This window comes from Aggregicoccus sp. 17bor-14 (assembly GCF_009659535.1).
Lineage (GTDB): Bacteria > Myxococcota > Myxococcia > Myxococcales > Myxococcaceae > Aggregicoccus.
The window spans coordinates 94736-119694 of record NZ_VJZZ01000009.1 but is presented as its reverse complement, the minus strand read 5'-3'; the positions used below and the strand labels follow the sequence as shown (position 1 = coordinate 119694).

Annotated in this window: 20 protein-coding genes; 6 read left to right on the top strand and 14 right to left on the bottom strand. The window is 73.0% G+C overall.

Features of this window, described 5'->3' with window-relative positions:
- A partial coding sequence (locus FGE12_RS18240; RefSeq protein WP_228530892.1) for a cache domain-containing protein occupies positions 1-1066 on the bottom strand: 1066 nt, incomplete at its 3' end.
- Positions 1067-1392: 326 nt separating this feature from the next.
- On the opposite strand from FGE12_RS18240, the gene FGE12_RS18235 reads away from it, so the two are divergent.
- From FGE12_RS18235 to FGE12_RS18225, 3 genes are all read left to right on the top strand, one after another.
- A complete protein-coding gene (locus tag FGE12_RS18235) occupies positions 1393-2499 on the top strand; it encodes a glycosyltransferase family 4 protein (RefSeq protein ID WP_194798023.1) in 1107 nt (368 codons plus the stop codon).
- Positions 2500-2651: 152 nt separating this feature from the next.
- Positions 2652-3809, top strand: coding sequence for a glycosyltransferase family 4 protein (locus FGE12_RS18230; protein WP_153867773.1), 1158 nt, complete (start codon positions 2652-2654; stop codon positions 3807-3809).
- Between the two features lie 109 nt (positions 3810-3918).
- The gene (locus FGE12_RS18225; RefSeq protein WP_153867772.1) at positions 3919-5496 is read left to right on the top strand and encodes a glycosyltransferase family 39 protein; all 1578 of its coding nucleotides are present in this window, start codon (positions 3919-3921) and stop codon (positions 5494-5496) included.
- 6 nt (positions 5497-5502) lie between these two features.
- Here the strand turns inward: FGE12_RS18225 and FGE12_RS18220 are convergent, their stop codons facing one another.
- The 7 genes from FGE12_RS18220 to FGE12_RS18190 form a co-directional block, all read right to left on the bottom strand.
- Positions 5503-6870 (bottom strand): NAD(P)/FAD-dependent oxidoreductase, encoded by a 1368-nt coding sequence (locus FGE12_RS18220; protein ID WP_153867771.1) that lies wholly within the window; start codon positions 6868-6870, stop codon positions 5503-5505.
- 167 nt (positions 6871-7037) lie between these two features.
- A complete protein-coding gene (locus FGE12_RS18215; protein WP_153867770.1) occupies positions 7038-7436 on the bottom strand; it encodes a VOC family protein in 399 nt (132 codons plus the stop codon).
- Between the two features lie 112 nt (positions 7437-7548).
- Positions 7549-8856 (bottom strand): COG3014 family protein, encoded by a 1308-nt coding sequence (locus tag FGE12_RS18210; RefSeq protein ID WP_153867769.1) that lies wholly within the window; start codon positions 8854-8856, stop codon positions 7549-7551.
- Between the two features lie 32 nt (positions 8857-8888).
- Positions 8889-9494 (bottom strand): penicillin-binding protein activator LpoB, encoded by a 606-nt coding sequence (gene lpoB, locus FGE12_RS18205; RefSeq protein ID WP_153867768.1) that lies wholly within the window; start codon positions 9492-9494, stop codon positions 8889-8891.
- A gap of 14 nt (positions 9495-9508) precedes the next feature.
- Positions 9509-10348, bottom strand: coding sequence for a hypothetical protein (locus FGE12_RS18200; protein WP_153867767.1), 840 nt, complete (start codon positions 10346-10348; stop codon positions 9509-9511).
- Between the two features lie 19 nt (positions 10349-10367).
- Positions 10368-10949 carry a hypothetical protein gene (locus FGE12_RS18195; protein ID WP_153867766.1) on the bottom strand — a complete coding sequence of 194 codons (582 nt, stop codon included), beginning with the start codon at positions 10947-10949 and terminating at the stop codon, positions 10368-10370.
- 119 nt (positions 10950-11068) lie between these two features.
- Positions 11069-12706 carry a mechanosensitive ion channel family protein gene (locus tag FGE12_RS18190; protein ID WP_153867765.1) on the bottom strand — a complete coding sequence of 546 codons (1638 nt, stop codon included), beginning with the start codon at positions 12704-12706 and terminating at the stop codon, positions 11069-11071.
- Positions 12707-12874: 168 nt separating this feature from the next.
- On the opposite strand from FGE12_RS18190, the gene FGE12_RS18185 reads away from it, so the two are divergent.
- The 3 genes from FGE12_RS18185 to FGE12_RS18175 all read left to right on the top strand — a co-directional run bounded on the left by FGE12_RS18185 (position 12875) and on the right by FGE12_RS18175 (position 16887).
- Positions 12875-13258: a response regulator gene (locus FGE12_RS18185; RefSeq protein WP_194798022.1), complete on the top strand. Its 384-nt coding sequence runs from the start codon at positions 12875-12877 to the stop codon at positions 13256-13258.
- 38 nt (positions 13259-13296) lie between these two features.
- Entirely contained in the window at positions 13297-14781 is a 1485-nt protein-coding gene (locus tag FGE12_RS18180) for a multiheme c-type cytochrome (protein WP_194798021.1), read from the top strand.
- 141 nt (positions 14782-14922) lie between these two features.
- Complete coding sequence (locus FGE12_RS18175; RefSeq protein WP_153867764.1) at positions 14923-16887, top strand: LysM peptidoglycan-binding domain-containing protein; 1965 nt, start codon at positions 14923-14925, stop codon at positions 16885-16887.
- A gap of 12 nt (positions 16888-16899) precedes the next feature.
- Here FGE12_RS18175 and FGE12_RS18170 read toward each other — a convergent pair whose 3' ends face one another.
- The 6 genes from FGE12_RS18170 to FGE12_RS18145 all read right to left on the bottom strand — a co-directional run bounded on the left by FGE12_RS18170 (position 16900) and on the right by FGE12_RS18145 (position 24929).
- Positions 16900-18657: an ATP-binding protein gene (locus tag FGE12_RS18170; RefSeq protein WP_153867763.1), complete on the bottom strand. Its 1758-nt coding sequence runs from the start codon at positions 18655-18657 to the stop codon at positions 16900-16902.
- Positions 18658-18766: 109 nt separating this feature from the next.
- Positions 18767-20587, bottom strand: coding sequence for a serine/threonine-protein kinase (locus FGE12_RS18165; RefSeq protein WP_370459052.1), 1821 nt, complete (start codon positions 20585-20587; stop codon positions 18767-18769).
- The gene (locus tag FGE12_RS18160) at positions 20544-21365 is read right to left on the bottom strand and encodes a hypothetical protein (RefSeq protein WP_194798020.1); all 822 of its coding nucleotides are present in this window, start codon (positions 21363-21365) and stop codon (positions 20544-20546) included. Before FGE12_RS18160 ends, FGE12_RS18165 begins: the two co-directional genes overlap by 44 nt.
- Complete coding sequence (locus tag FGE12_RS18155) at positions 21362-22642, bottom strand: ABC transporter permease (RefSeq protein WP_153867762.1); 1281 nt, start codon at positions 22640-22642, stop codon at positions 21362-21364. The genes FGE12_RS18160 and FGE12_RS18155 overlap by 4 nt, the downstream gene beginning before the upstream one ends.
- Positions 22639-23313 carry an ABC transporter ATP-binding protein gene (locus tag FGE12_RS18150; RefSeq protein ID WP_194798019.1) on the bottom strand — a complete coding sequence of 225 codons (675 nt, stop codon included), beginning with the start codon at positions 23311-23313 and terminating at the stop codon, positions 22639-22641. Before FGE12_RS18150 ends, FGE12_RS18155 begins: the two co-directional genes overlap by 4 nt.
- Complete coding sequence (locus FGE12_RS18145) at positions 23310-24929, bottom strand: hypothetical protein (RefSeq protein WP_153867761.1); 1620 nt, start codon at positions 24927-24929, stop codon at positions 23310-23312. The genes FGE12_RS18150 and FGE12_RS18145 overlap by 4 nt, the downstream gene beginning before the upstream one ends.
- Positions 24930-24959: the final 30 nt, after the last annotated feature.

The following is a 24959-nucleotide window of genomic DNA, read 5'->3' as shown; positions in this document are numbered from 1 at the left end:
CCGCCACAGCCGAGATGCGCTCGAGCGGACGGGTGATGCGGCGGATGACGGCCAGCACCGCGAGCGCGAGCGCCACCAGCGCCAGCACCCCGAGCGCCAGCGTGAAGGTGCGCAGCTCCGCCGCCGGCGCCAGCACCTTGTCCAAGGGCGCGAACACCGCCAGCGCCCAGGGGGTGGTGCTCTTGCCCACCTTGAAGGGCACCACCACCTCGATCGCCTCTGCCCCCAGCACGTCCGAGTGCACCCGGCCGATGCGCCCCTTGCCGGAGCTGAGGCTGTCGCCCATCAGCGCCGCGAAGGGCGCGGTGCCGATGGGCTTGCCCAGCAGCTCCGCCTTGGGATGCGCCACGAAGGCCGCGTTGTGGGAGGCGAGCAGCGCGTGCCCGGTCTCGAAGGGCTTCACCTCGGCGAGGTCCGCCTGCACCTGCTCGAGCGTGAAGTCCGCGCCCACCACGCCCATGAACTTGCCGTCGATGACGATGGGGACGATGGCGCTGGTGAGCAGCAGCGTCTTCCCGGCCGCCGTCGTGTAGTAGTAGGGGTCGAGGAGGACCTCCTGCAGGCTCTTCTTCGGCAGGGCGTAGAAGTCGTTCGCGCCCGCCTTCTCGTAGTCCGCGGCCGCCTCCATCACCGTGCTGCCGGAGGCGCGGTTCCAGTAGGAGAGGTAGCGCCCGGTGGCGTCGGTGCCCGGGGTGTTGGCGTACTTCGCGTCCTTGCCGTCGAAGGCGTTGGGCTCCCAGATGCTCCACACGCCGGCCAGCTGCGGGCTCTCCTCGAACACCTGGCGCATCACGGCGTCCGCCGAGCGCCGCTCGAGCGTGCCCGCGAGGCGCTGCGCCTTGAAGGCCTGCGCGATCGTGCGGGCGGGCACCATCGCCTCCTCGAGCCGCGCGTGGATGCGCTCCGCTGCGAGGCCCGCCATCTCGGTGGCGGTCTGGGTCGCCTGCGCCTCGGCGACGCGCGAGGACTGCCGGCTCACCACGAACACGAGGATGCCCAGCGCGAGCGTGATGACGCTGCAGAGGGAGAGGAGGAGCTTGGTCGAGAGGCGGTTGCTGAGGGTCATGGAGCTCGGCAGGGGGTGAACGGGGCCGCGCTCACCCTTGAGCAAGTTCCGCGCCTGCACCGCGGGGCTCCGACGCACCCCGGACGAACCCCCTGCGGCGCCCGGTCAGCACCAGCGAAGACGGAGGGTTGCGCGTCACCCAGGTCCGCCGACGGGGGAGCGGCCCCCTGGGTCAGCGCGCACCTCCTGCCCAGCCCTTTGACCCTCCCCCCCGGGCGCCGATACCCCACCGCCCGGCCGCAGGCGGAGCAGGCGGGCGGCACGGCCGCGGGTTCGACGCGGGTTCCATGTGCGCCCGCGCCCGCGGCGGCGTAGCTGGGGTCCGCATGGCGCGGCCCTCGTTCCGGATTGCCTACGTGAGTACACACGACCCGCACGACGTGCGGGCGTTCTCGGGCATCGCGCACTTCGCCTGCGAGGCGCTGCGCGAGAGCGGCAACGCGGTCACCGTCCTGCGGCCGCCCGCCGTCCACCCGGCGCTGGTTGCGCGGGCCTGCCGGCTGACGCGCTACGCCCTGCGCACCTGGCACGCGCTGCGCCCCGAGCGCTTCGACCTCGTGCTCGTGATGCAGGCGGCGGTGCTCGGCGCCCTGGTGCCGCGGCAGGTCCCCCTCGTGTACGCCTCGGACATCACCTGGCGCGTCTACGAGGGCTACTACCCACCCGTCTACCGCCGCCCCTGGCAGCTGCGCCTGCGCCGCGCGCTCGAGCGCAGGGCCGTGCAGCGCGCGGACCTGCTCGTCTACTCGTCCACCTGGGCCTCCGAGTCGGCCGTGCGCGACTACGACGTCCCGCCCGAGCGCGTGGCGGTCATCCCCTACGGGGCGAACCTGCCCCACCCTCCCCCGCCGCTCGACCCGCGCACGCGTACGCGCGCCGCCGCGCTGCAGCTGCTCTTCCTGGGCGTGAGCTGGGAGCGCAAGGGCGGCGCGTGGGCGCTCGAGGCGGTGCGCGCGCTCAACCGCCGCGGCATCCCGGCGCGCCTCACCCTCTGCGGCTGCGCGCCGCCGGCCGGCACGCCGGTGCCGGACTTCGTGCGGCTCGTGCCCTTCCTGGACAAGCGCGTGCCCGCGGACGCCGCCCGGCTGGATGCGCTGCTGCGCGAGGCGCACTTCCTGCTGCTGCCCACCCGCGCGGACGCGACCCCCGTCGCCTTCTGCGAGGCCAACGCCTACGGCCTGCCCGTCGTCACCACGCGCACCGGGGGCATCCCCTCCGTCATCGAGGACGGCGTGAACGGGCGCATGCTCCCGCTGGAGGCCGGAGCGGAGGACTACGCCGAGGTGCTCGCGCGCGACTGGGAGGACCGGGAGGCCTACGCGCGCTTCTCCCACCGGTCGCGCCAGCGCTTCGAGCAGCGGCTCAACTGGAGCGCCTGGGCCGAGAGCCTGCACGGCGCGCTCGCGCAGCGCTTCGCCGCGCAGCGCAACTGAGTCGCCCGTCTGCCCAGCGGCAGGGCGGCCCGGGCAGGGGCCCCTGTCCCGGGGTTCACGTCTCCGAGGACAACTGTCCACCGGGGGCCCCGCTGCTAACGCTCAGCAGACCGCTCCCGGGAAGCGTCCGGGGCACGCCCTGGGGTCACCGCATGGCGCCTCGCGCCTTCCGCATCGCGCTGCTGAGCCAGCTCGATCCGCACGACGTGCGGGCCTGGTCCGGCCTCGCGCACTTCACCTGGCGCGCGCTGCAGGAGCACGTGGGGGAGGTCACTGCCTTCGTGCAGCCCCCGGAGCACGGCGCGTGGCTGCGGCGGGCCGGTGAGCGGGCAAGGTACGTGCTGCACACGCAGCAGGCGCTGAGGCCCGAGCGCTTCGACGTCACCTTCGTGCTGGCCTCTCCCTCCATCGCGGCGCTCGTGCCGCGCCGCCTCCCGCTCGTCTACGCGAACGACATCACCTGGCAGGCCTTCGAGGACTACTACCCGCGCACGCTGGGCCCGGCGTGGCGGCGGCGCGTGCGGCGCGCGCTCGAGCGGCGCGCCATCCGGCGCACGGACCTGCTGCTGTACTCCTCGCAGTGGGCGGCCGACTCCGCGCTGCGCGACTACGGCGTCCCGAGCGAGCGCGTGGAGGTGCTGCCCTTCGGCGCGAACCTCGCCCTCACGCCCCCGCGCGTGGACCCGGAGCGCCGCTGCGCCGCGCGCGTGCTGCAGCTGCTCTTCCTGGGCGTGAGCTGGGAGCGCAAGGGGGGCCCGCTCGCGCTGGACGCCGTGGTGGCGCTCAACCGGCGCGGCGTGCCTGCACACCTGACGGTGTGCGGCTGCGAGCCGCCGCCGGGGCTCGCGCTGCCCGCGTGCGTGAGCGTGGTGCCCTTCCTCGACAAGGGGGTGCCCGCGGACGTGGCGCGGCTCGATGCGCTGCTGCGCGAGGCGCACTTCCTCCTGCTCCCCACGCGCGCCGAGGCCATGGGGCTCGTGTTCTGCGAGGCGAGCGCCTACGGGCTGCCGTCGGTGAGCACGCGCACCGGCGGCGTTCCCTCCGTCGTGGAGGAGGGCGTGAACGGACACCTGCTGCCGCTGGACGCACCCGGCGAGGCCTACGCGCAGGTGCTCGAGGCGGCGTGGCGCGACCGGGAGGGCTACGCCCGGCTGAGCCGTCAGGCGCGCGTGCGCTTCGAGGAGCGGCTGAGCTGGAGCGCCTGGGGCCGCGGGGTCCACGCGGCGCTCTCGCGGCGCTTCCCGCTCGGGCTGCAGCGCGCCGCACGCGGGCGGTCCCGCACACAGGAGAGGTCCCGTGCCAGTGCCTAGCGCGCCGCACGAGGCGGAGGAGCGAGCCGGGGGGCTGCCGGTGGCCGCGCACACGGCGCCCTCCCCCGTCCCTTCGGAGGCACAGCCCGGCGCCCACCGCGAAGGGGCCATGCGGGTGGATGGCCGCGGCCGCCGGGGCGCCTTCGAGGCGCTCGCGCTGGGTGCCGTGCTGCTCTACCTCGTGGGGGCCACGGCGATCGCCCTGACCCGGCCGCTGTGGAACGACGAGCTGTTCACGCTCCACATGGCGAGCTTCCCGCGCCTGGCGGACACCTGGACCGCGCTGCTCACGGGCGCAGAGCAGCTGCCCCTGCTCTACTACTGCCTCATGCGGGCCGTGGTGCAGGGGCTGGGCACGAGCCCCGTCGCGCTGCGGCTCCCGGCCCTCCTCGGGTACCTGGCGGCAGGCGTCGCCCTCTACGTCTTCCTGCGCCGGCGCATCCCGCAGGGCTACGCGCTGACGGGAGCGCTGCTGCTCGGCACCGTCCCGTACTTCTACTACGCGAGCGAGGCGCGCCCCTACGGCCTCATCCTCGGCCTCTCGGGGGCGGCGCTCTGCTGCTGGCAGCGGCTGGGCGAGGGCCGGGGACGGCACCTCGCGCGGCTCGGCCTCTTCCTCGCGCTGCTGGGGGCCGTGGGCTCGCACTACTACGCGCTGCTCACGGTGATTCCGCTCGGGCTGGGGCAGCTCGTCCGGTCGCTGAAACGGCGGCGCATCGACGGGGGGACGTGGGCCGCGCTGCTGCTCGCGCCGGCGCTGGCCCTGGCGCTCTCGCTCCCGCTGCTCGCGAGCATCCGCAGCGCCATCCACGATTTCTGGGCGAAGGCGGGGCCGAGCGACGTGCTGCGCTTCTACATCTACTTCGGCAAGTCGGCGGGGCTCGCGCTCGGGGTCGCCGTGCTCGTCACCTTCCTCGCGCCCCTGCCCGCGCGCCTGCCGCGCGTGGCGCACCTGCACCGCGTCACCTGGCGCGGGCTCGCGCCGGTGCTGCCCGCGGACGAGTGGGCGGCCGTGCTGGGCTTCGCCGCGCTCCCGCTGCTCCAGTACGGGCTGTCGCTCGTGACGGGCGCGTACGTGGACCGCTACGTGCTCTCGGCGCTGCTGGGCCTGTGCATCCTCGCCGTGCTCCCCCTGCCCCGCCTGTTCGGCGGCGCGGCCCGGCCCGGCCTGGTGCTCGCGCTGCTGGTGCTGGGCGCCGCGTGCGTGCGCGAGCTCGCCTCCTTCCTGCGCGCGCGGCAGATCCAGCGCGACAACGAGGTGGCGCTCGCGCTCCTGCAGGCCGAGGCGCGCGAGCCCATCCCCATCGTCACCAACCACCCCTCGCTGCTGCTGGAGCTCACGTACTACGCGCCGCCGGAGCTGCGCAGGCGGCTGACCTACCTCGCGGACGTCGGCGAGGCGCGGCGCATCCTCGGGCACACGAGCATGGAGCGGGGGGTGCTGACACTGGTGGGCCCGCGCTTCGGGGCGCGCGTGGAGGACTACGAGACCTTCATGAAGGCCCACCCGCGCTTCTACGTCTTCGGGTCCTTCCTCCCGAACTTCACCTGGCTGCTGGACGGCGTGCAGGCGGACGGCAGGCCCATCGAGCTCAGGCACCACGACGACCTGCGCCAGCAGTACCTGTTCCTCGTGCACCCGCGCGCGCAGGCGCTGGCGCCGGCGGCAGCGCGCTCCGCGCAGTAAGGCGTCCTAGGGCGCATGGGCGGAAAGGCCTCCGGCCTCCGCGCGCGGCGGCGGCGGCGCCTGCCAGTCCGGGCGCTCCGGGCGCCGCAGGCCCAGGGGCACGGCGCGCGCCATCTCGCGGCCCAGCTGCACGCTCAGCGCGATGCAGCGGTCCATCGGGTAGTAGAAGCTCGTGTCGGCCACCTGCAGCCCCCCGATGGGGGTCTGCACCGGCGGGAGCCTCGCGCCGAAGCCCGTCTCGCACACGGGCTGCGCATGGCGCAGGCGGGCCACCCGCGCATCGAGCCGGTCCTCCGGGCGCAGCGCCGGGTTGACGCGGCGCAGGTAGGCGAAGGCCTCGTCGAGCAGGGCCTCGTCCGGCCAGGCGAAGCGGGGATGCGTGATGGGCATGTAGTAGGGGACGTAGACGATGTGCGGCGAGATCGGCCGCAGGTTGGAGAACTCGATGATGCCGGGCACGTCGATGCCGGGCTCGGAGATGTTCGTCCACAGGTTGCGGGTGACGGGGCGCGCCAGCTTGAACACGAGGCAGCACACCCCGATGTTGAGGATGCGGTCGTAGCGCGCCTTGCAGTCCTCCGGCAGCGCAGGCACGAGCCGCGACACCAGCGGCGTGGGGACGGTGGAGATGACCGCGTCCGCGGCGAAGGTCCCCTGCGGCGTGAAGACCGCGCGCACGTGGCCCTGCGCCACCTCCACGCGGCGGGCCGGCGTGGAGAGGTGGAGCTGGCCGCCGCCCTGGGCGATGGCCGCGACGAGCGCATCGATGAGCACCTGGGAGCCGCCGTCGATGTAGCCCAGCTCCTCCTGCATGAGGCTGCGGCGCGAGCGGCCCACGCGCTGGATGCGCGCGCACACCCAGGCGGCGGAGACGCGGTCCTGGTACTCGTGGAACTTGAGCGAGAGCAGCGGCCGCCAGAGCTTCTCGTACACGCGCGCGCCACACCAGCGGGTGAGCCACTCCCGCGCGCTGAGCGCGTCCAGGCCGGGCCACTGCTCGCGCCGCACGCAGAGCCAGGACATCACCCCGTAGCGCAGCTTCGAGATGAGCCCGAGGCCGGGAAAGCGCAGCATCGAGAGGGGGTCACCCCAGGGGTGGAGCCGGCCGTCGCAGTACAGGCCCATCGACGTAGGCACCCAGCGCAGCCGGTCGCCCAGGCCCAGCTCCCCCAGCAGCTCGAAGGTGGCGGCGTCACCGCGGGTGACGAAGTGGTAGAAGCGCTCGATCGACAGGCCGCCGAAGTCGAAGTGCGCCGCCATCCCGCCGGGCGTAGCGGCGCCCTCGAGGACGTGCACCTCGTGGCCCTCGCGCACGGCCTGGTAGGCCGCCGCGAGCCCCATCGTTCCTGCGCCGATCACGACCACCCGCGCCATTCGGTGACCCCGCCGCCAGGCCCGGCGGCAGGGCCTCGGCACGTCCAGAGATGGACACGGTCACGACGAAACCGGTCCGCCACAAGCTGTCCCAAAGGTCCTACGCGCGCAGGACAGGCAGGGGCCGGGGCCCGGCGGGGGCGGACCCTGGACTCGAGTCCAACGGGTCAGGCCTGGGGCGCCATCCAGACCAGGTTCCAGAGGTGGCCATCGAGGTCCTCGAAGCCCTGGCTGACCATGAAGCCCTCATCCTCGAGCGGATGCGGGGTGCGGCCGCCCGCGGCGACCGCCTTGGCCACGAGGCTCGCCACCTCGTCCCGGCGCTCGCAGACCAGGCAGACCACCACCTCGCTGGCCTCCTTCGCCCGCGCGACGGGCTTCTGGGTGAGGGACTCGAAGAAGCCCTCCTTCGTCAGCATCACGCTGATGCTGCCCTCCGCGATGACCATCATGGCCGCGTGCTCGTTCGACATGTTCGGGTTGAACCCGAAGCCGAGCGAGGAGAAGAAGGCCTTGGACTTCGCCAGGTCCTTGACCGGCAGGTTGACGATGATCTGCTTGTGCATTGCGGCTCCAGGTGGAAGGGCGCGCCGATGGGGGCGCGCGCCCCCTGACGACGCGCGACGATGCCCGAGATCGACACCGCTTCCCAATCGGCTGCGTGACGCAGCGCGCCGCCTACGGCCGGCGCACGACGACGGTGGCGACGCGGCGGGGCTTGACCTCCACCGCCACCCTCCGGGTGCGGCCGCCCACGTCCACCTGCAGGGTGTGCTTTCCCGAGGGGAGGCGGAAGCGCGCGAGCTGGAACTCGGCCGGGAGGCTGAGCCAGGAGCGCAGGTCCGGGGCGTTGAAGGCGTTGAGCACGAGGAAGGTGAGCGCAGCCACCTCCTTGCTCTTCGTCGCCGCGCCCGCGGCGCCCGCGAGCCCCGCCTTCACCGCCACGCCTGCCACCTGCTTGAGCAGCATGCGCCCGACGCGGTCCTCCAGGTTCACCTTCGCGACGCTGGAGATGGAGGTCACGGTGGTGGCGGTCTGCGCCTCGGCGTTGCCGCGGCCGGCACCGGCATCGGCATCGACCACGGAGACCTGGGCGCGCGGCGGCAGGCCGCGGTCCACGTACACCGGCACCGCGATGAGCTCGCCCTCGCCCGAGCTGCCGTTGGCGTTGCGGTCCTGGGACTGCTTCTCCGGCGAGAGCCCCGTCTCCACCACCACTACCACCTGGCCCTCGTCGGGCCCCAGCGGGGCGTGGGGCAGGTCGGGGAAGTGCTCGACGAGCTTCTCGTACTCGTCCGTGCGGCCGGTCCGCTTCGCGAGCCGCAGCACGGGCTCGGCGAGGGGCCCGAGGCCGGGCTCGAGCTCGAGCGCGCGGGCGTAGTCGATGTACGCGGAGTCCCACTCGCCCTGGTCCTCGTAGAGCATGCCGCCCAGGTAGCGCGCGATGGCGAGCTGCTGGTAGGGCTTCTTCTCGTCGCGCACCATCTTCTCGAGGCGCTCGTTCACCCGGCGCACCTCGACGAGCGCGTCCTCGTCCTGCCCCAGCTGCGCGTAGTTGAGCGCCTGGAGCACCGAGATCATCAGCTTCTCGAAGTCCTCGCCCCGGTAGGCGCGCTCGCGCTCGTTGGCGACGAGCGTCTTCGCCTCCTCGGAGAGGGAGGTGATGTCCAGCTCGCTCGCCACCCGGTCCGCCTCGGCGAGGACCTGGATGCTCTCGGCCCACCTGCCGGCCGCGTGCAGCACCATCCCGCGGTCCATCAAGAGCAGCAGGCGGTCCTGCTGCTTGGGGCTCTCCTTCTCCTTCGCCTGCAGGTCGTCCAGCTGCTGGATGGCCTTCGCGTAGTCCTCGCGCTCGTACGCCTGGCGCACCCCGGCCGTGCGGGACACGTAGTTGCCCGCGCAGCCCGAGAGCAGCAGCGTGCCCAGAGCGAGCGCGAGCGCGCGCCAGCAGGGGGGCTGGCGGCGCAGGCTGGGGAGAGACGGCATGGGGAGCGGGGGCTCGGGAGGGGGGCTGGCGGCTAGTAGCCGATGGACTTCTTCTCGAACTTCTTGCGGATCTCCTTCTCGTCCGTCCACTCGACGATGCCCGTCTTGATGTCGTTCAGCTTCACCGTCATCTTGTAATAGACGAGCTTGTCGCGGCCGACCTCCTGCACGATCGAGGCGATCTCACCGGTCATGATGAAGTCCGCGCTGACCTGGGCGCCGGGGCCCTTGGCGGCGTTGGGGTCCACGTAGCCGCTGCCCTGGTACTCGTACTCCTCGGCGATGTCCTCGCGGGCGGCCTTGTCCAGGAGCCGGAAGCGGCCGGACTGCTGGAGCTGGGTCTGGATCTTGTCCGCGAGCGAGCTCATGTCGATGTGCTCGCTGGTCTTGTTGCGCATGCGGCCCACCACCACGATGGGGCGGGAGGCGTCCTGCGCGAAGCGCTGGGAGCTGGTGAGCGAGTTCACCATCTTCTTGGCGATGAGCTGCAGATCGTTCTCGTTGAACTGATCCGAGAGCATCTCGATGGTGTTCGGGTCCTCGTAGGTACCGCGGGTGTAGGCGCGCGGGCCTCCGCAGGCGGTGAGCGAGAGGGCGACGGCGGCGGCGAAGGAGGCGCTGAGGATTCGGGTCTTCATGGTTCGTTCTGCTCCTAGTTCCACTCGCACTCGAGGCGGCTGCCCTTGAAGTGCCACTGGTAGACCAGCACCTCGTCGCGGCGGTAGCCGGCGGTGATGCGGCACAGGCTGGTGATGCTCGAGCGGGGGTAGTCGAAGGTGTAGAGCTGGCTCTTGGCCCGCTCGGCAGCGGTGAGCTGCGAGGGATGGGTGAGCGTGGGGTTCGCGGAGGCGGCGACGAGCAGCTGGTGCTTGCCGTAGATGCGCAGGGGCACGCGGCCCGGCAGCTCGATGCGGCGCACGGTGTGGGCAATCATGATGTCGCTGCGGTCGATCATGGTGTCGTGCGCGTTGCTGCGCCGCAGCAGCTCCGGGATGTTGGCGGTGTAGACGCGGGTGATGTCGCCGTCGTCCAGGAAGAAGTAGAGGAAGCCCTCGCGCGCGATGCGGCTCTCGCCGGTGAAGTCCAGCGTGACGAGCAGGTCCAGCCAGCGGTTGGGCGCGAGCGCGTGGGTGCTGACGGCGTGGATGACGTCCGGAGCCACGCCCTGCTGCTTCAGGCGGATGAGCCCGTCCGCGCTCGCGTCACAGGCGCAGCGGCGCTGCTCGATCATCTTCACCAGCTGGGGCACGCCGAAGCCCGCGCGGCTGAGCTTGGCCACCTCCTCGTCCGTGAGCGGGAGCTGGTCCGAGCGCTCGTAGATGGGGGGCAGCGCGTTGGCGTCCCACTGCACGATGTTGATGGTGGCCGCGTTGCCGTTGGGGAACACGGGCACGCCGGCGTGCACCTCGAGCGGCGGGGCGCCGTGGGTGTCCACGCGGGGGGACTGGCTGCTCGCGAGCGCGAGGGCGACGGTGAGGGCTTGAAGGATCATGGCAGGGCCTCCCCCTTCACTAGAACCGATAGCCGACGTTCAGGCCGATGCGGTGGGCGACCTCGCCCCCGCCAATGGGGATGTCGGGCGAGTAGGCGAGCCCCACGAACACGTGCTCGTGCTCGTCCACCATGAAGTCGGTGCCCACCTCGGGGACGATGCCGAAGCGCAGCGTGCCGTTGTCGCCGGTGAACTTCTCGTCGGGCACGGTGATGATGCCGGCCTTGAGCGCGAAGTGGAACCGCACGCGGTAGCCCCAGGTGTGGAAGCTGGGACCGGCCACGAGGTCGAAGCGCTGCCCGTCGAAGAGGTAGGCGCCCGAGAGGTCCAGCGAGATCCAGTCCTCGCTCCAGTAGCTGAGGGTGCCGCCCAGGTAGAGCGGCGGGCCGTCGTAGCGGTCGCTCACGTTCGGGGTGACGCCGGCGCCCCACTCGAACCGCACCGAGAAGGGCCCCTCGGCGCGATAGGACGAGTAGCCGCCCTTGCCGTACTCGGAGCCCTCGGGGCCGTCGGTGCGGCCGCGCTCCTGGGCGGCGGCGGTGAGGGGGGCGAGCACACCCACGAGCAGGGCGGCTCCCACCAGCTTGGCGACACGGTTCATGTGGCTCTCTCTCCGAAGATGTCCGGCCCCCCGACGTCCGAGGCGTGCGCAATATTCACGGATGGCGGTAGGAGGGCAAGGCTTGCCCACCCTCCCCCACCCCGGGCGCCCCGGGTCGCTCAGGACCGCGGCGGCGCAGGGGTGCCGGGCGCGGCCGGCGCGGGTGCGCTGCCCCCTGCCGGCACCACGGCCTGGCGGCCCTCGGTGCGGGTGAAGGGCAGCCAGTGGGGGTGGCGCTGCACGAAGGCGACGAGGCGCTCGCGCACGAGGCAGCGCAGGTCGAAGTTGTTGCCGGCCTGGGCGGTGCTCACGAGGGCGCGCACGGTGAGCGTGCGGTCCAGGGCCTCGGTGACGACGAGGCTCTGCGCGCGCCCGTCCCAGAGGCCCTTCGCCTCCTCCTGGAGGATGCGCCGCAGCTCCCTGCGCAGGGCCTCGATGTCCGCCTGGAAGTCCACCTGCAGGTTCACCGTGCCGAGCATGCCGGGGCTGCCCTTGCTCCAGTTCTGGAAGGGCTTGTCGAGGAACTGGGTGATGGGGACCACGAGCCGGCGCTCGTCCCAGATGCGGATGACCACGTAGCTCAGCGTGATCTCCTCCACGGTGCCGAACTCGCCCTCGATGACCACCGAGTCGCCGAGGCGCACCGGCTGGGTGACGGTGAGCTGGATGCCGGCGAGCAGCGTGGCGATGGACTTCTGCGCCGCGAGGCCGAGCACCAGACCGGCGAGGCCGGCGGAGGCGAGCAGGCTCACGCCCACGTTGCGCACCACCTCGAACTGCATCAGCAGCAGCGCCGCGCCCACCAGGTAGATGGCCGCCTCGAACACGTGGCGCAGCACGGTGATCTGCGTGCGCAGGCCGCGCGCGCGCCCCGGGTCCTTCACGGCGCTCTCGTCCGAGACGCGCGTCTGCACGTACTCGGCGCTCACCTTGAGGAAGCGCAGGGCGAACCAGGCCACCGCGAGGATGGTGAGAGAGCGCGAGAGCAGGTCCGAGCCGCCCTGGTAGACGGGCGGCAGCAGGAGGAAGCGCGTGCCGATGGCCAGCAGCAGCGCGAAGAAGGGCAGCTTGAGGGGGCCGCGGCCGGCGGCCACCACCGCGTCGTCCCAGGTGAAGCGGGTGAGGCGCGCGAGCCGCAGCGCGATGGCGATGGCGATGCGCTCGAGCAGGTGCGCGAGCACGAAGGCGCCCACCAGCACCACCGCGAGCCCCAGCCACTGCCAGGGCTCCAGCTCGAGCACCGTGGTGCGGAAGAGCACCGAGGGCAGGTGCTCGCCGAAGGGAGGGCCGTACGCGTCGTAGAGCGCGTCGATCGCCTTCACCGTGTCCTCGGTGAACACCCACGCGCCCGCGCTGCCCGCCACTGGCACCCGCCGCAGCTGCACGGCCTGGGTGCTGCTGCCCAAGGGGATGGCGCCGAGCAGGTCGAAGCGCGGGTCGGTGGGATCGCCCGCGGGGTCCTTGCTCACCGTCTCGAGCCCCACGCGCAGCTTGCGGTCCAGCACGAACTTCAGCCGGCGCGCGAGCCGGGGCCCCTCCGTCGACTGCTCGGCGGCCGGGAGTGCGTCCAGGTCCAGGTAGTGCGCGGCGCGCGCGTAGTCGCCCAGGTGCGCGGCGGCGCTGAAGCCGGTCACGGTGGCGTAGGGCGTGGAGCGGTCGACCGAGGCCGGGGGCTCGCCCAGGCCGGGGTTGAGGGCGAGCGCCGCCGGGGGGGCGATCAGGAGCGTCCAGAGGAGGAGCGGGAGGGACCTGCGCATGGGGGGCTTCCTCGCGCGGGGGCTCGGGGCGCGTCAACCGCGAAGCGCACGGCTGCGGGGGAAGGCCGCGCGGGATGTGGACTGGGCGGCGGCCCGCGCGGCGTCCGGGCACAAAGCGTTGGTGCGCCCCTGCCGGGTACGCTAGAAGGGCGGCCAAGGAAGGTTGACGTGCAAGAGAAGCGCAAGATTCTGCTCATCGACGACAGCGAGATCACGCTGGCCATGGAGAAGGCCGTCCTCGAAGCCCGCGGCTACGAGGTGATCGCCACGTCCACGCTGATGGAGTTCGAGCAGACGCTGCAGCGCTGGCGGCCGGACCTCATCCTCACGGACATCCACATGCCCGAGGCCAAGGGCACGGACATCTGCCGCACGCTCAAGAACGAGTACGGCACCCAGGACATCCCCATCATCCTCTTCTCCAGCCTGCCGGACGACGAGCTGACCCGGCTCGCCGAGCAGGTGGGCGCGGACGGCTCGCTCTCCAAGGCGAACGGCCTGGAGGCGATGGGCGAGAAGATCGACGAGCTGGTGGAGAGCATCATCTGGTGAGGCGCCCGGGGCTGGCACTCGGGCTCGGGCTCGGAGCCATGCTGGCCCTGGGGGTGGGGATGGCGCTGGCGGCGAGCGCGCCGAAGCCGCCCTCCCCTGCTCCCGGCGCGGTGCTGCTGCTCTCGGCGGACCTGCGCGGCTACCTCGCCCCCTGCGGCTGCAGCGAGAACATGCGCGGGGGCATCGCGCGGGCGGCCCAGCAGGTGGCCGACGCGCGAAAGGGCCCCCTGCCGGTGCTCTACGTGGACGGCGGCGACAGCCTCTTCGGCAGCGCGCGCCTCACGCCCGCGCAGGTGCCCCAGGAGGAGAAGAAGGCGCGCACGCTGGCCGAGGCGATGCGGCGCATGGGCCTCGCGGTGCGCGCGGGCGGCGAGCTGGACGAGGCGCGGGGAGCCGCGTTTCGCCAGGGGCTGAAGCTGCCGGAGCTCGCGCCGGGCGGGGTGAAGCTCCTGCCCGCGGGCGGGCGGCAGCTCGCCTTCGTGCGCGCGGACAGCGCGGCGCAGCTCGAGCGGTCGACCGTGCAGGCGCGGGCACAGGGCGCGGACTTCGTGGTGGCCCTCTTCCACGGCACGCTCGAGGCGGCGGCGCGCGCGGCGGCGGCCCCCGGCCACCGGGCGGACCTGGTGCTCGCGACCCACACCGAGGACGAGCTCAAGGGCGAGGAGAACCGGCGGGCGGCGGCGCGCGTGCCGGTGGTGCAGCTGCAGAGCAAGGGGCGCTCGCTCCTGCGGGTGGACCTGAGCTACGGCCCTGCGCGCGGGCCCTTCAGCCCCCTCAAGGGCCAGGAGGACGTGGAGCGGGAGGTGGCGGGGCTCGCCCAGCGCATCGAGCTGCTGGATGCGGACGTGAACCAGCCCGGGGTGGACCCGCAGCTGAAGAAGCTGAAGCAGGCGAAGGTGGCGGAGCTGGTGCAGCGCCGCCAACAGCTGCTCACCCAGCCGCCGCCGCGGCCCGAGGGGCAGAACGCCTTCACCCTGCGCTTCCTGCCGCTCGAGTCCAGCCTGCCCTCGGAAGCCGGCGTGGCGGCGCTCGTGGCCGCGTACGACCGGGAGGTGGGCCAGCTCAACCTCGCCTGGGCGAAGGCGCACGGCGAGGACTGCCCCCGGCCGGCGAAGGGCCAGGCCGCCTTCGTGGGCAACGCCGAGTGCCAGAGCTGCCACGCAGAGGCCTTCAGCGTGTACACGGCGAGCAAGCACGCGCACGCGTGGGAGACGCTGGAGGCCGAGGGCAAGCAGTTCCACCTCAACTGCGTCACCTGCCACGTCACGGGCTCGGGCCAACCGGGCGGCGTGTGCCGGCTGGACAAGGTGAAGGGGCGCGAGGACGTGGGCTGTGAGAGCTGCCACGGGCCCGGCTCGCTGCACGCGGAGGACCCCTCGGCGCAGAACATCCGCGGCCGCCCGGGTAGGGAGGTGTGCGTCACCTGCCACAACCCGGAGAACTCGCCGCACTTCGACTTCGCCACCTACCTGCCGCGCGTGCTCGGACCTGGCCATGGGCAGCCGGCGGCGAAGCGCCCCTGAGTTCGCCCAGGGTCCACTTCTTTCATTCCGGCAGCAGCGGTAGAACCAGGAATGGCTCGGCTGGTCGCCTGTTTGACCCGCTAGCAATCCGGCGAATACTCCCGCCCTCCTGGCCTTCTGGCCGCAGCCGACCGGATCTCCATGCCGTCTCTCTCCCTCCTGCTCCTCGCCCTCTCCACCGCCGCGCCCAAGCCGGTGGAGCTGGAGATGCCCCCGCCGCCGCCCGGCATGCGGGAGCTGACGCGCGAGGAGAAGACGCTGCTGCTCTCGGCCACCCCTGCCCCTGCCGCCCCGGCTGCTTCGGGGGCCTCGGGCTCCGCCTCCGAGCCGGGTGACGACGAGGAGAGCGAGGAGGTGGAGAAGGAGAGCGCGGAGCTGGAGGAGCTGCGCGCGCTGGAGGCGGCGACGGTGGACCCGGGCGCGGTGGTGGGCGCCGAGGTGATGCAGACGCTGCGGCGCCTGGGCTTCGCGAACCCCTTGCGCCAGCGGATGCTGGATGCCCTGCAGCAGCCCGCGCTGCGCGAGGACGCGACCCCGGGCGAGCTGCCCACCATCACGGACCTGGCCACCTTCGACGTGAAGCAGATCCAGGACCGCTACGACATCCCGGTGGAGATGCAGCCCCTGGTGGCGCAGTACATCCAGTTCTTCCGCGGCCCGGGGCGCAAGTGGTTCCGCAGCTGGATGGCGCGCTCCACGCGCTTCCTGCCGGTGATGCAGCCCATCCTCGAGGAGCGCGGGCTGCCCAAGGACACCGTCTATCTCGCGATGATCGAGAGCGGCTTCAGCGCGCACGCCTACTCGTGGGCGCACGCCGCGGGGCCGTGGCAGTTCGTGGAGGCCACGGGCAAGCAGTACGGCCTGCGCCAGGACTTCTGGGTGGACGAGCGGCGTGACCCCATCAAGGCCACGCACGCCGCCGCGCGCTTCCTCAAGGACCTGCACGACGAGCTGGGCCACTGGTACCTCGCGTGGGCCGGCTACAACACCGGCAGCGCGCGCGTGCGCCGGGTGATGACCAAGTACAACACCAGCGACTTCTGGCAGCTGAGCGAGGAGGGCAAGGGGCTCGCGAAGGAGACGCAGCACTACGTGCCCAAGCTGATCGCGTGCGCGCTGATGGCCAAGCACCCCAAGGCCTTCGGCTTCACGGACGCGGAGCTGCAGCAGGAGCCGGTGTTCCAGTACGACGAGGTGAAGCTCCCGGACGCCACCGACCTGGACGTGGTGGCGCGCGCGGCCGGCGTGAGCGTGAAGGAGGTGCAGGACCTCAACCCCGAGCTCAAGCGCTGGTGCACCCCGCCCGCGAGCAGCAGCAAGCCCTACGTGCTGCGCCTGCCGAAGGGCTCGAGCGAGCGCTTCGCGCAGAACTTCGCGAAGGTGGCGCCCCACGAGCGGCTCACCTTCAAGGTGCACAAGGTGAAGCGCGGCGACACGCTGAGCGGCATCGCCAAGCGCTACGGCAGCGCGCCCGAGGCCATCCTCCAGGTGAACCGGCTGCGCGCCGCGCGCGCGCTGAAGGTGAACGCGGAGCTGGTCATCCCGGTGCCCAACGGGAAGCGCGGCGGCGACGCCGGGGGCGACGCGGCGCTCGCGCGCAAGGTGGCCCAGGCGCGCCGCAGCGGGCTCACCGCCGTGCGCCCCGAGGACGAGGTGCCCGCGGGGACCGCGAGCGGCAAGGTGGCGCAGGGCGCCACCCGCACCCAGACGGTGAACGGGCGCACCCGGGTGAGCTACGCCGTGCAGGACGGCGACAGCCTCTGGACCATCGCCCAGCGCTTCGGCGTGAGCGTGGACGAGCTGCGCAGCTGGAACTCGCTCGGGCCGCGCAAGCGCAGCCTCAAGGTGGGCAGCGAGCTCCTGGTGTGGCCGGCCGGCAAGGCGGAGCCGAGCGTGCAGGAGCGCGGCGGCACCGTGGTGGCGCAGAAGGCGCCGGCCGGCAGCGCCGGCGCCCGCGTGCAGCGCCACGCGCTCGCCTCCGGGGAGACGCTGTGGAACGTGGCGCAGCGCTACAACGTGAGCGTCGAGGACCTGAAGCGGTGGAACAAGATCTCCAACCACCGCGCCGTGCGCCCCGGCCAGATGCTGGTGGTCAGCGCGCCCTGAGCTCCCCGTCTCCTACCCCTCTTCGAGCAGCGCCTTGAGCTCGCGGATGCGCCGGGTGACGGCGTCGCGGTCCAGGGAGCGGAAGGCCTCGGGCAGCAGCTCGCGGCTGGTGCACTCCTGCACCGCGGCGAGGTTCTGCAGCTCGATCTCCAGCGGGTAGCTGGGCGGCACGAAGTCCGCGAGCACCGCCCTCAGGTCCGCCTCGCTCACGGCGCTGCGCCCCTCGGCGAGCGCGAGGAACCGGGCGCGCACCAGCACCGCCTCGATGTCCGCGCCGCTGAAGCCCTTGGCGCTCTCGGGCAGCAGGCTCGCGAAGGAGGGCAGCTCCACCGAGACGCCCGTCTTCTTGCTCACCACCCGGAACAGCTCGTCTCGCTCCGCGTCCGTCTGCGGGTAGAAGAGCGCGAGGTGCTCCTCGGCGCGCCCCTGGCGCTTGAGGTCGATGGGCAGCAGGTCGGGCCGGGCCGTCATCAGGAACCAGACGATCTTCCCGCGGTACTGGGTGTTGCCCATGAAGGCCGCGATGGAGCCGAAGATGCGGCTGCTGGTCCCCGAGTCCCCGCTGCTGTCGCGGTTGCCCAGGAAGGTATCCGCCTCGTCGATCATCACCGCCACGGGCCACAGCGCCTTGAGCAGGTTGAAGATCTTCTCGAGGTTCGCCTCCGTCACGCCCTGCCACTGGCTGCGGAAGTTGAGGAACTTCACCACCGGGATGCCGATTTCGCCTGCGAAGCAGCTGACCAGGAAGGTCTTGCCCGTGCCCACGGGGCCCGCGAGCAGGTAGCCCATGGGCAGCACGTCCTGGTGGCCGCCCTTGAGAGCGCGCGCCGCCTGGCGCAGCCGCTCCTTCGCCTTGGCGTGGCCGGCGACGGCATCGAGGGTGTGCGCGGGCTCGATGAACTCGAGCAGGCCGTGGCACTCCGCCTGGATGATCTCCTTCTTGCGCTCCTTGAGCAGCTCCGGGGTGATGCGCGCGCCGTGCTCGAGCGCCTCGGTGAGGATGCGGTCCAGGTGGATGCGCGAGAGGCCCGCCGTCATCCGCGCGAGCCCCTGCAGCGGCACGTCCGAGAGCGACTGCAGGCGCTTGCCCTCGAGCTTGAAGCGCACGTAGTCCAGGCGCTCCTCCTCGTTGGGCAGGGGCAGCTCGATGGTGGCCACGTAGGGGTTGCGCGCGAGGCGCGGGTTCATGTCCGCGAGGTTCTCGGCGAGCAGCACCACCGAGACGTCGCCGGCGAGGAACTGCGGGTCGTGGCTCCACTTCTCCAGCGTGGCGAGCACGAAGCGGTCCTCGGCCGAGAGGTGGCTGAGCTCGCCGCCGGGCACCAGGGTCTCCGCGAAGTCGATGACCAGGGCGAGGCTCTTGCCCTCGCTCAGGCGCATGCGCAGGTAGTTCTCCAGGATCTGGAGCGCGCGGCCCGGGTCTCTCGGCAGGCTCTTCGCGTAGTCCGTCCCGTACATCGCGTCGTAGCCGCTCATGACCCGCGCGAGGTCCTTCTGCGTCTCGGGCGAGGCCGAGCGCACGCCGCTCGAGCGGTCGTAGAAGAGCACGTGGTCGCGCCCGCCGAAGAGCTCCTCGGTGAGGAAGCTGCGCAGGGGCCCGTAGGCGCGCGCGCCCTCCTCGGTGGTCAGCGGCTGCAGGTCGCGCACCGCGCCGTAGAGCAGGAAGGTGCTCACGGTGCGCGTGTAGTACTTGCGCGCGAGCTTCTGCGCCCAGCCAGGCAGTCCGGCCAGCGCGTCGTCGGTGCTGTTCAGCTTGCGCCCTCGGCTCATCGTGTTCGCTCTCCCTCGGTGTACGCGCCGTCGCTGCCGTGTCCTGACCCTACGCGCGGGACGGCGGCGTCATTGCTCTGGATCCTCTGCCCTGCCCGGGGCCAGGACGCTAGCGAATCTGCTCCTGCGCCACTGCCTCGGACTCCAGGCGGGCAGAGATCTGCAGCGGGCGGCCTTCCTCCGGCGCCAGCTCCTGCACGAGCGGCCGGTAGCCCGGCGCGCGCGCCTCGAGCCGGGCGCGGGTGCCCGCCACGAGCGCGCCGACGTACTCGCGCGACTCGCCCGCCTCGCGCACCACGCGCCCGTCCAGCAGCAGCTGCGCGTCTGCGGGCTCGGTGCGCACCACGAGGGGGACCTGGACCTCGCGCGCGCGGGGCAGCGCGTCCACGCGCGTGGGCAGGGTGCCCGGATCTACCCGCACGGGCGTGCGGAAGGGCTCGCGACCGGGCGCCGTCACCTGCACCAGCGCAGGGCCTGCGGCCACGCGCCGCAGGAGCGGCCACTGCATGGGCGCGCCCAGGTCCTCGCCGTTCACGCTCACCCGCGCGAGGCCGCGCAGCTCGGGTGGCACGTCCACGAGGAGGAAGCCCTGCGCGGGCTCGCGGGGGAGCAGCCGGTAGCCGGCGGCGCCCGCAGCCGCGAGGAGCGCGAGCGAGGCGGCGGCGAGGAGGGCGCGGCGGCGGCTCGCGGGCCTGGCGCGGGGACCGGCCGTCAGCGGCGCAGCGGTGGGCGTGGGGTGCACGGGTGCGGGCTCACTTCCCTCACCCCGACCCTCTCCCAGGGGGAGAGGGAGGACACGGGAAGCAGGGACCTCGAGCTGCGTGGGGAGCGTGGAGGGGTCCACCCGGGCCGCGAGGAAGGCCTCGAGGCGCTCCTGCTCCTGCGCCATCTCCTCGGCGAAGGTGGCCTGCATGTACGCTGCGAGCTCGGCGCGCGTGGGGTACGGCGGCTGCGCGGCGAGGAAGCTGCGCAGGTCGCCCGCCACCTCGCCCGCGCTCGCGTAGCGCGCCTCCGGCTCGCGCGCGAGCGCCCGCAGCACGATTCGCTCCAGCGCCGCCGGGATGCGCGGGTTGCGCCGCGAGGGCGGCTCCACCTGCGCCTCGCGCACCTGCTCCAGCACCACGAAGTCCGTCTCGCCGTTGAAGAGCCGCTCACCGGTGAGCAGCTCGTAGAGGCACACGCCCAGCGCGAAGACGTCCGAGCGCGCGTCCACGGGCTGGCCCCGCACCTGCTCGGGGCTCATGTACGAGAACTTCCCCTTGAGCGCCCCCGAGCGTCCGCGAGGCCCCATCCCGGCGGCCCTGGCGATGCCGAAGTCGATGAGCTTCACCTCGCCCGCGTACGAGACCACCGCGTTCTGCGGGGACACGTCCCGGTGCACCACCTGCAGCGACTCGCCGCGCGCGTCGCACTGGCGGTGGGCGAAGTCCAGCCCGTCCGCGAGCTGCGCGAGCGCGTACACCGCGAGCCGCAGCGGCATGGGCGCGCCGTTGCGCCGGTTCCGCTCGAAGAGCGCGCGCAGGTCCTTGCCCGGGATGTACTCCATCGCGATGAAGGAGCCGTCCTCGCACTGCCCCAGCTCGTGCACGCGCGCGATGTGGGGATGCACGAGCTGCCCGCCCAGGCGCGCCTCGTCCTGGAACATCGCGAGGAAGTCCGGGTCCTGCGCGAGGCTGGGCAGGATGCGCTTGATGGCCACCAGGCGCTCGAGGCCGCTCGGGTCCCTCGCCGTCGCGCGCCACACCTCCGCCATCCCGCCCACGCCGATGCGGTCCAGCAGCAGGTAGTTGCCGAAGGGAAGCGGCTGCCGGGGTGCGGAAGGGAGCGTCAGGGGAGCATCCGGGCTCAGAGGTGACTTCGAGCCTAGCGATGCGCTCTGCGGGGGGTCAACCCGGCCCCGCCCCTTCGCGCGCAGGCATTCCGCCGTCACCGGGAGCCTGAAGCGGCGCTGGAACGGGCCCCGGTGGCGGCTCGGGCGCTTCAAGGAACGCGCCGCTCGGAGGGGGCGCGGCGCTCCCCTCCCCCGCCTCGGCCTCCGGCATCACGGTGACGACGCGCGGCCGCCCTCCGGACGAGAGTATTTCGGGCGCGCCGAAGGTGCGCTCGGTGGGCAGCGCCACCAGCGTCACCCAGGCCACCTGCGCGAGCGGCCCCACGCAGTACAGCAGCGTGCCCACCTCGGCGCCGGGGGACTCGGTCACCGGCCCCTCGCAGCCCTCGCGCACCTGCAGCCCGTACGCGCTCGCGGGCGCACCGCGCACGAGGTAGGGCGGGCGCCCCAGCTGCTCGAGCAGCGGCTGCAGCTTCTCGGGGCGGGTGGGCACCCGGCCCCCGGAGGCGAGCTCCTGCGCGCCCGCGGCGAAGTGCTGCAGCGCGAAGGTGGCCGCGCCCGCGCTGGAGACCGGCACCTCGCTCTCCGAGAAGAGCAGGTCCACGAACAGCGCGCTCACCAGCACGATGGGCAGCAGCCGGTAGCCGCGGAACTCCGGGCCGCGGCGGCGCGCGAGCCCGTACAGGGCGAAGCCGAGCGCGAGCGCGGTGGCCGCGAGCACCAGCGCGGGCTGCAGCACCGAGGGCAGCTCCTGGAAGGCCGAGACCTCGGCGCTCCTCGCAGCGAGCGCATTGCGCAGGTCTCCGGCGTAGAGCCAGAGCAGCGCGGCGAGGCAGAGCGCGTTCGCGACCCAGGCCCGTGTGGCGGGACGGCTCATCCGGCGAGCGTCCTCGCCGGATCCGTGGCCGCCGCCGCCCGCGCCGGGAAGTAGGCACCCGCGAGCGCCGCGAGCAGGCCCAGCGCGACCCCTCCGAGCACCACCCACGCGGGGAAGGAAAAGAAGCTCTCGGGCTTGAAGGGAAAGGGCGGCAGGAGGCGGCTGCTCAGCGCGTCCACGCCGAGCGCGAGCGCGAGCGCGCCCAGGGTCCCCGCGAGGCCTCCGAGCAGGCCGATGACGCCGGCCTCCGCGAGCACGATGTTGCGCACGTCCGAGCGGCTCGCGCCCACCGCCTGCATCACGCCGATCTCCCGCGCCCGCGCGCGCACCGAGGCGCTCAGCGCGTGAGTGATGTTCACCGCGGCCAGCAGGCAGATGAGCACCGAGAGCAGCGCGAGCGCGGAGGTCGTGAGCGCCACGGCCGCGCCCGCGTTCTCCGCGAGCCGGCGCTCCTGGTCGTCGATCTCCAGGCCCATCGCCTTCACCTCGTCCACCAGGCGCGGCACCTCGGAGGGATCTCTCGCCACCAGCGTCACGCCGGTGAAGGTGTCCGCGTCCACGCCCGCCTCGCGGTTCACGCGGATGGCCGTGGCGAGCGGGATGGTGACGCCCGCGAGCAGCGCGCGCTCGCTCGCGCCCACCACCTTCGCGCTCGCCGCCGTCACGGGCCCGCCGGAGGTCGCGGCCACGTAGGAGCGGTTGAACTCGATGGGGAAGCTGAAGCCCACCAGCATCTGCGGCGAGAGCTGCGGCAGCTTGCGCGCCGGGGCGAAGGTCTTGTTGTAGATCTCGAGGAGCCGCGTGGAGATGACGGCGGGGATGGGCGCACCTGCGCCCGGGTCCTCGAAGCGCCCCAGCTGCACGTCCTCCTGCACGAAGCCCGCGTCCACGCCCACCGCGAGCACCTCCAGGCCCATGCGCAGGCGCGAGCCGAAGAAGGCGCCCTCGTAGCGGGTCACCGCGGGCACGCGCACGTTCATCTTGCGGTACACCCGCTCTACGCCGGGCAAGCCCGTGAGCCGCTCCACCATGGCCGCGTCCAGCTTGCCGCCGCCGAAGAGCGCGCCGAGCGAGACCTGCGGAGGCACCACGTCCAGCAGCCGCGCGTCCGTGGGGAACACGCGCTCGCGGATGGTGCGCCCCACGCCCAGCCCCAGCGCGAGGAAGAACACCAGCGCGCCCACGCCCACCGAGACGCCGAAGGCGCTGAAGAGCGCCCCGCGCCGCTCGCGGGCGAGCGAGAGGCGCACCAGGCGCCCGAGCGAGCCGAGCCTCATCGCGCTTCCTCCACCAGCCTGCCCTCCTTGAGGCGCAGCACCCGCCGCGCCGCGCTGCTCATGCGCTCCTCGTGCGTCACCGCGAGCAGGGTGAGCCCCTCGCGGTGCAGCTCGTGGAACAGCTCGATGATGCCCGCGCCGGTGGCCGCGTCCAGGTTTCCCGTGGGCTCGTCGCACAGGAGCACCTGGGGCCCGGTGAAGAGCGCGCGGGCGATGGCCACGCGCTGGCGCTCGCCGCCGGAGAGCCGGCTCGGTGGCCGGTCCAGCTTCGCGCCCAGCCCCACGCGGGTGAGCACCGCCGCGGCGCGCGCGCGCGCATCGCCCTCTGCCGAGGCGCCGAAGTGGCTGGGCAGGAGCACGTTCTCCAGCGCGGAGAGGTTGGGCACCAGGTGGAAGGACTGGAAGATGAAGCCCACCTTCGCGTTGCGAAAGCGCGCGAGCGCCGCGTCCGAGAGGCCGGTGACGCGCGTGCCGGCCACCTCCACGCTGCCCTCGTAGTGCACGTCCAGCCCGCCCAGCAGGTGCAAGAGCGTGCTCTTGCCGCTGCCCGAGGGGCCCACGATGGCCACGAAGTCTCCCGACTCCACGTCCAGCGAGAGCCCGTCCAACACGCGCACCTCGGGCCCCTCGCCGTCGCGGTAGCGCTTCACGATGTCGCGCGCGCGGATCACTTCGGGTCCCGAGCTTGGGGCTGCACGAGCTTCAGGCTGAGCTCGGCCTGCAGCGCGCGCTGCTTGCGCGAGAGGCCGAAGGTGACGGCGCGCAGGTCGTCCGTGGCCTCGAGCCAGCGCACGGTGGTGTCCTTGATGGCGAAGCCCCCCAGGCCCCAGGCCTCGCTGGGCAGGTCCTTCACCGCCTGCGCGAAGCGGCGCAGGTCCAGCACCACGCCCAGGCCCGGCTCCTCGAGCGCCTTCGCGAGCTCGGGCGCGACGGCGCCCGCGCCGGGCTTGCCCGCGAGCGTGCCCAGCAGGGACTCGAGGCGCGACTGCGGCGCGGCGAGCACGAGCCGCTCGCCCACCTGCGCGAGGTGCGCGCCCTCTCCCTGCCGGTAGCTCGTGAGGTACACGCGCTGTCCCTTCAGCTCCGCGGGGCGCACCTGCGCGCCGAAGCGCTCGGCCACCGGCGGGAGCTTCTCCAGCGTGGCGGCGGCGCGCTTCGGGTCCTTCACCTCGGTGATGACCGCGAGCTGCACGAAGCGGAAGGGGTTGGTGCGCCGCAGGTCGAGCGCCGGCACGCCCGCGCCCAGCTGCACGGTGGGCGCGAGCGAGACGCCGGCCACCGCGCCGCTCTTGAGGTTCTGCAGCACCTCGCCCCTGAAGTCGAAGCCGCTCTCCTGCACCGCGCGCGTGACCTGCGCGCCCACGATGTACGGCCACACGCCGTCCAGGCCCGCGGGGTCCCCGGCGAAGCGCGCCACGAGGAAGCTGTCCGCGGGCAGGTACCCGAGCAGCTCGGGCCCCTTCTGCACGTCCAGCACCGCGAGCGTGGCCTCGCGGTCCGGCCACGGCGCGTCCGCGCGCACGGTGACGGCGTCCGGCGTGATGAGCCCGGTGAGGGTGAGCCCCTGCACCGTGCCCTGCGGCAAGAGGCCCCCTCCGCCCGGCAGGAAGGCGTAGAGGTCCAGCTCCTTCGGGAGCCGCGAGAGCGAGTCCGAGAGGACGGGCTCCTGCAGCAGGCTCTGCTCGGGCGGCAGCGCCGCGAGCCTGCCCAGCTCCCCCACGATGGCGCCCGCGCCCACCAGCGCGTAGTCCTCCACGAAGAGCAGCCCCAGCACGGGGAGCGCCGCGCCGCGGCGGCGGAAGGTGACGAGCGAGTGGCCGTCCACCTTCACCTCGGCGCGCTCCCCTGCCCCGAGCCGGTTGCGCGCGAGAGACGCGAAGGTGGACTCCAGCGCCTTCGCGTCCTTCACGCCCAGCACGCTGAGCGTGCGCCCGGGGCCCAGCATCGCCACGCCCGCGCCGCGCTCGGGCGCGATGCCCGCGGCCTCGAGCGCCGCGCGGCTGCGCACGTCCACGCCCAGCTGGCGCATGGCCGCGTTCACGTACGACTCCGCGTTGGGGAAACCCTCCAGCTGCGCGGCGAACGAGGTGAGCTTCAGCTGCTGGAAGCGCGCGAGCTTCTCGCCCAGCACGCCCACCTCGGGCACCACGATGACCGCCTGGGCGGCGCGCGGCAGGAAGCGGCGCAGCTCGGCGCGCCCACCGGGCGCCCCCTTGCCACAGCGCGAGCAGCTCACCGCGAGGGCGAGCAGTGTGAGGAGCAGAACCTGGGGAGCGCGGCGAAGCATGGGCGCAGTGCAATTCGCCAGTGCTGGCGG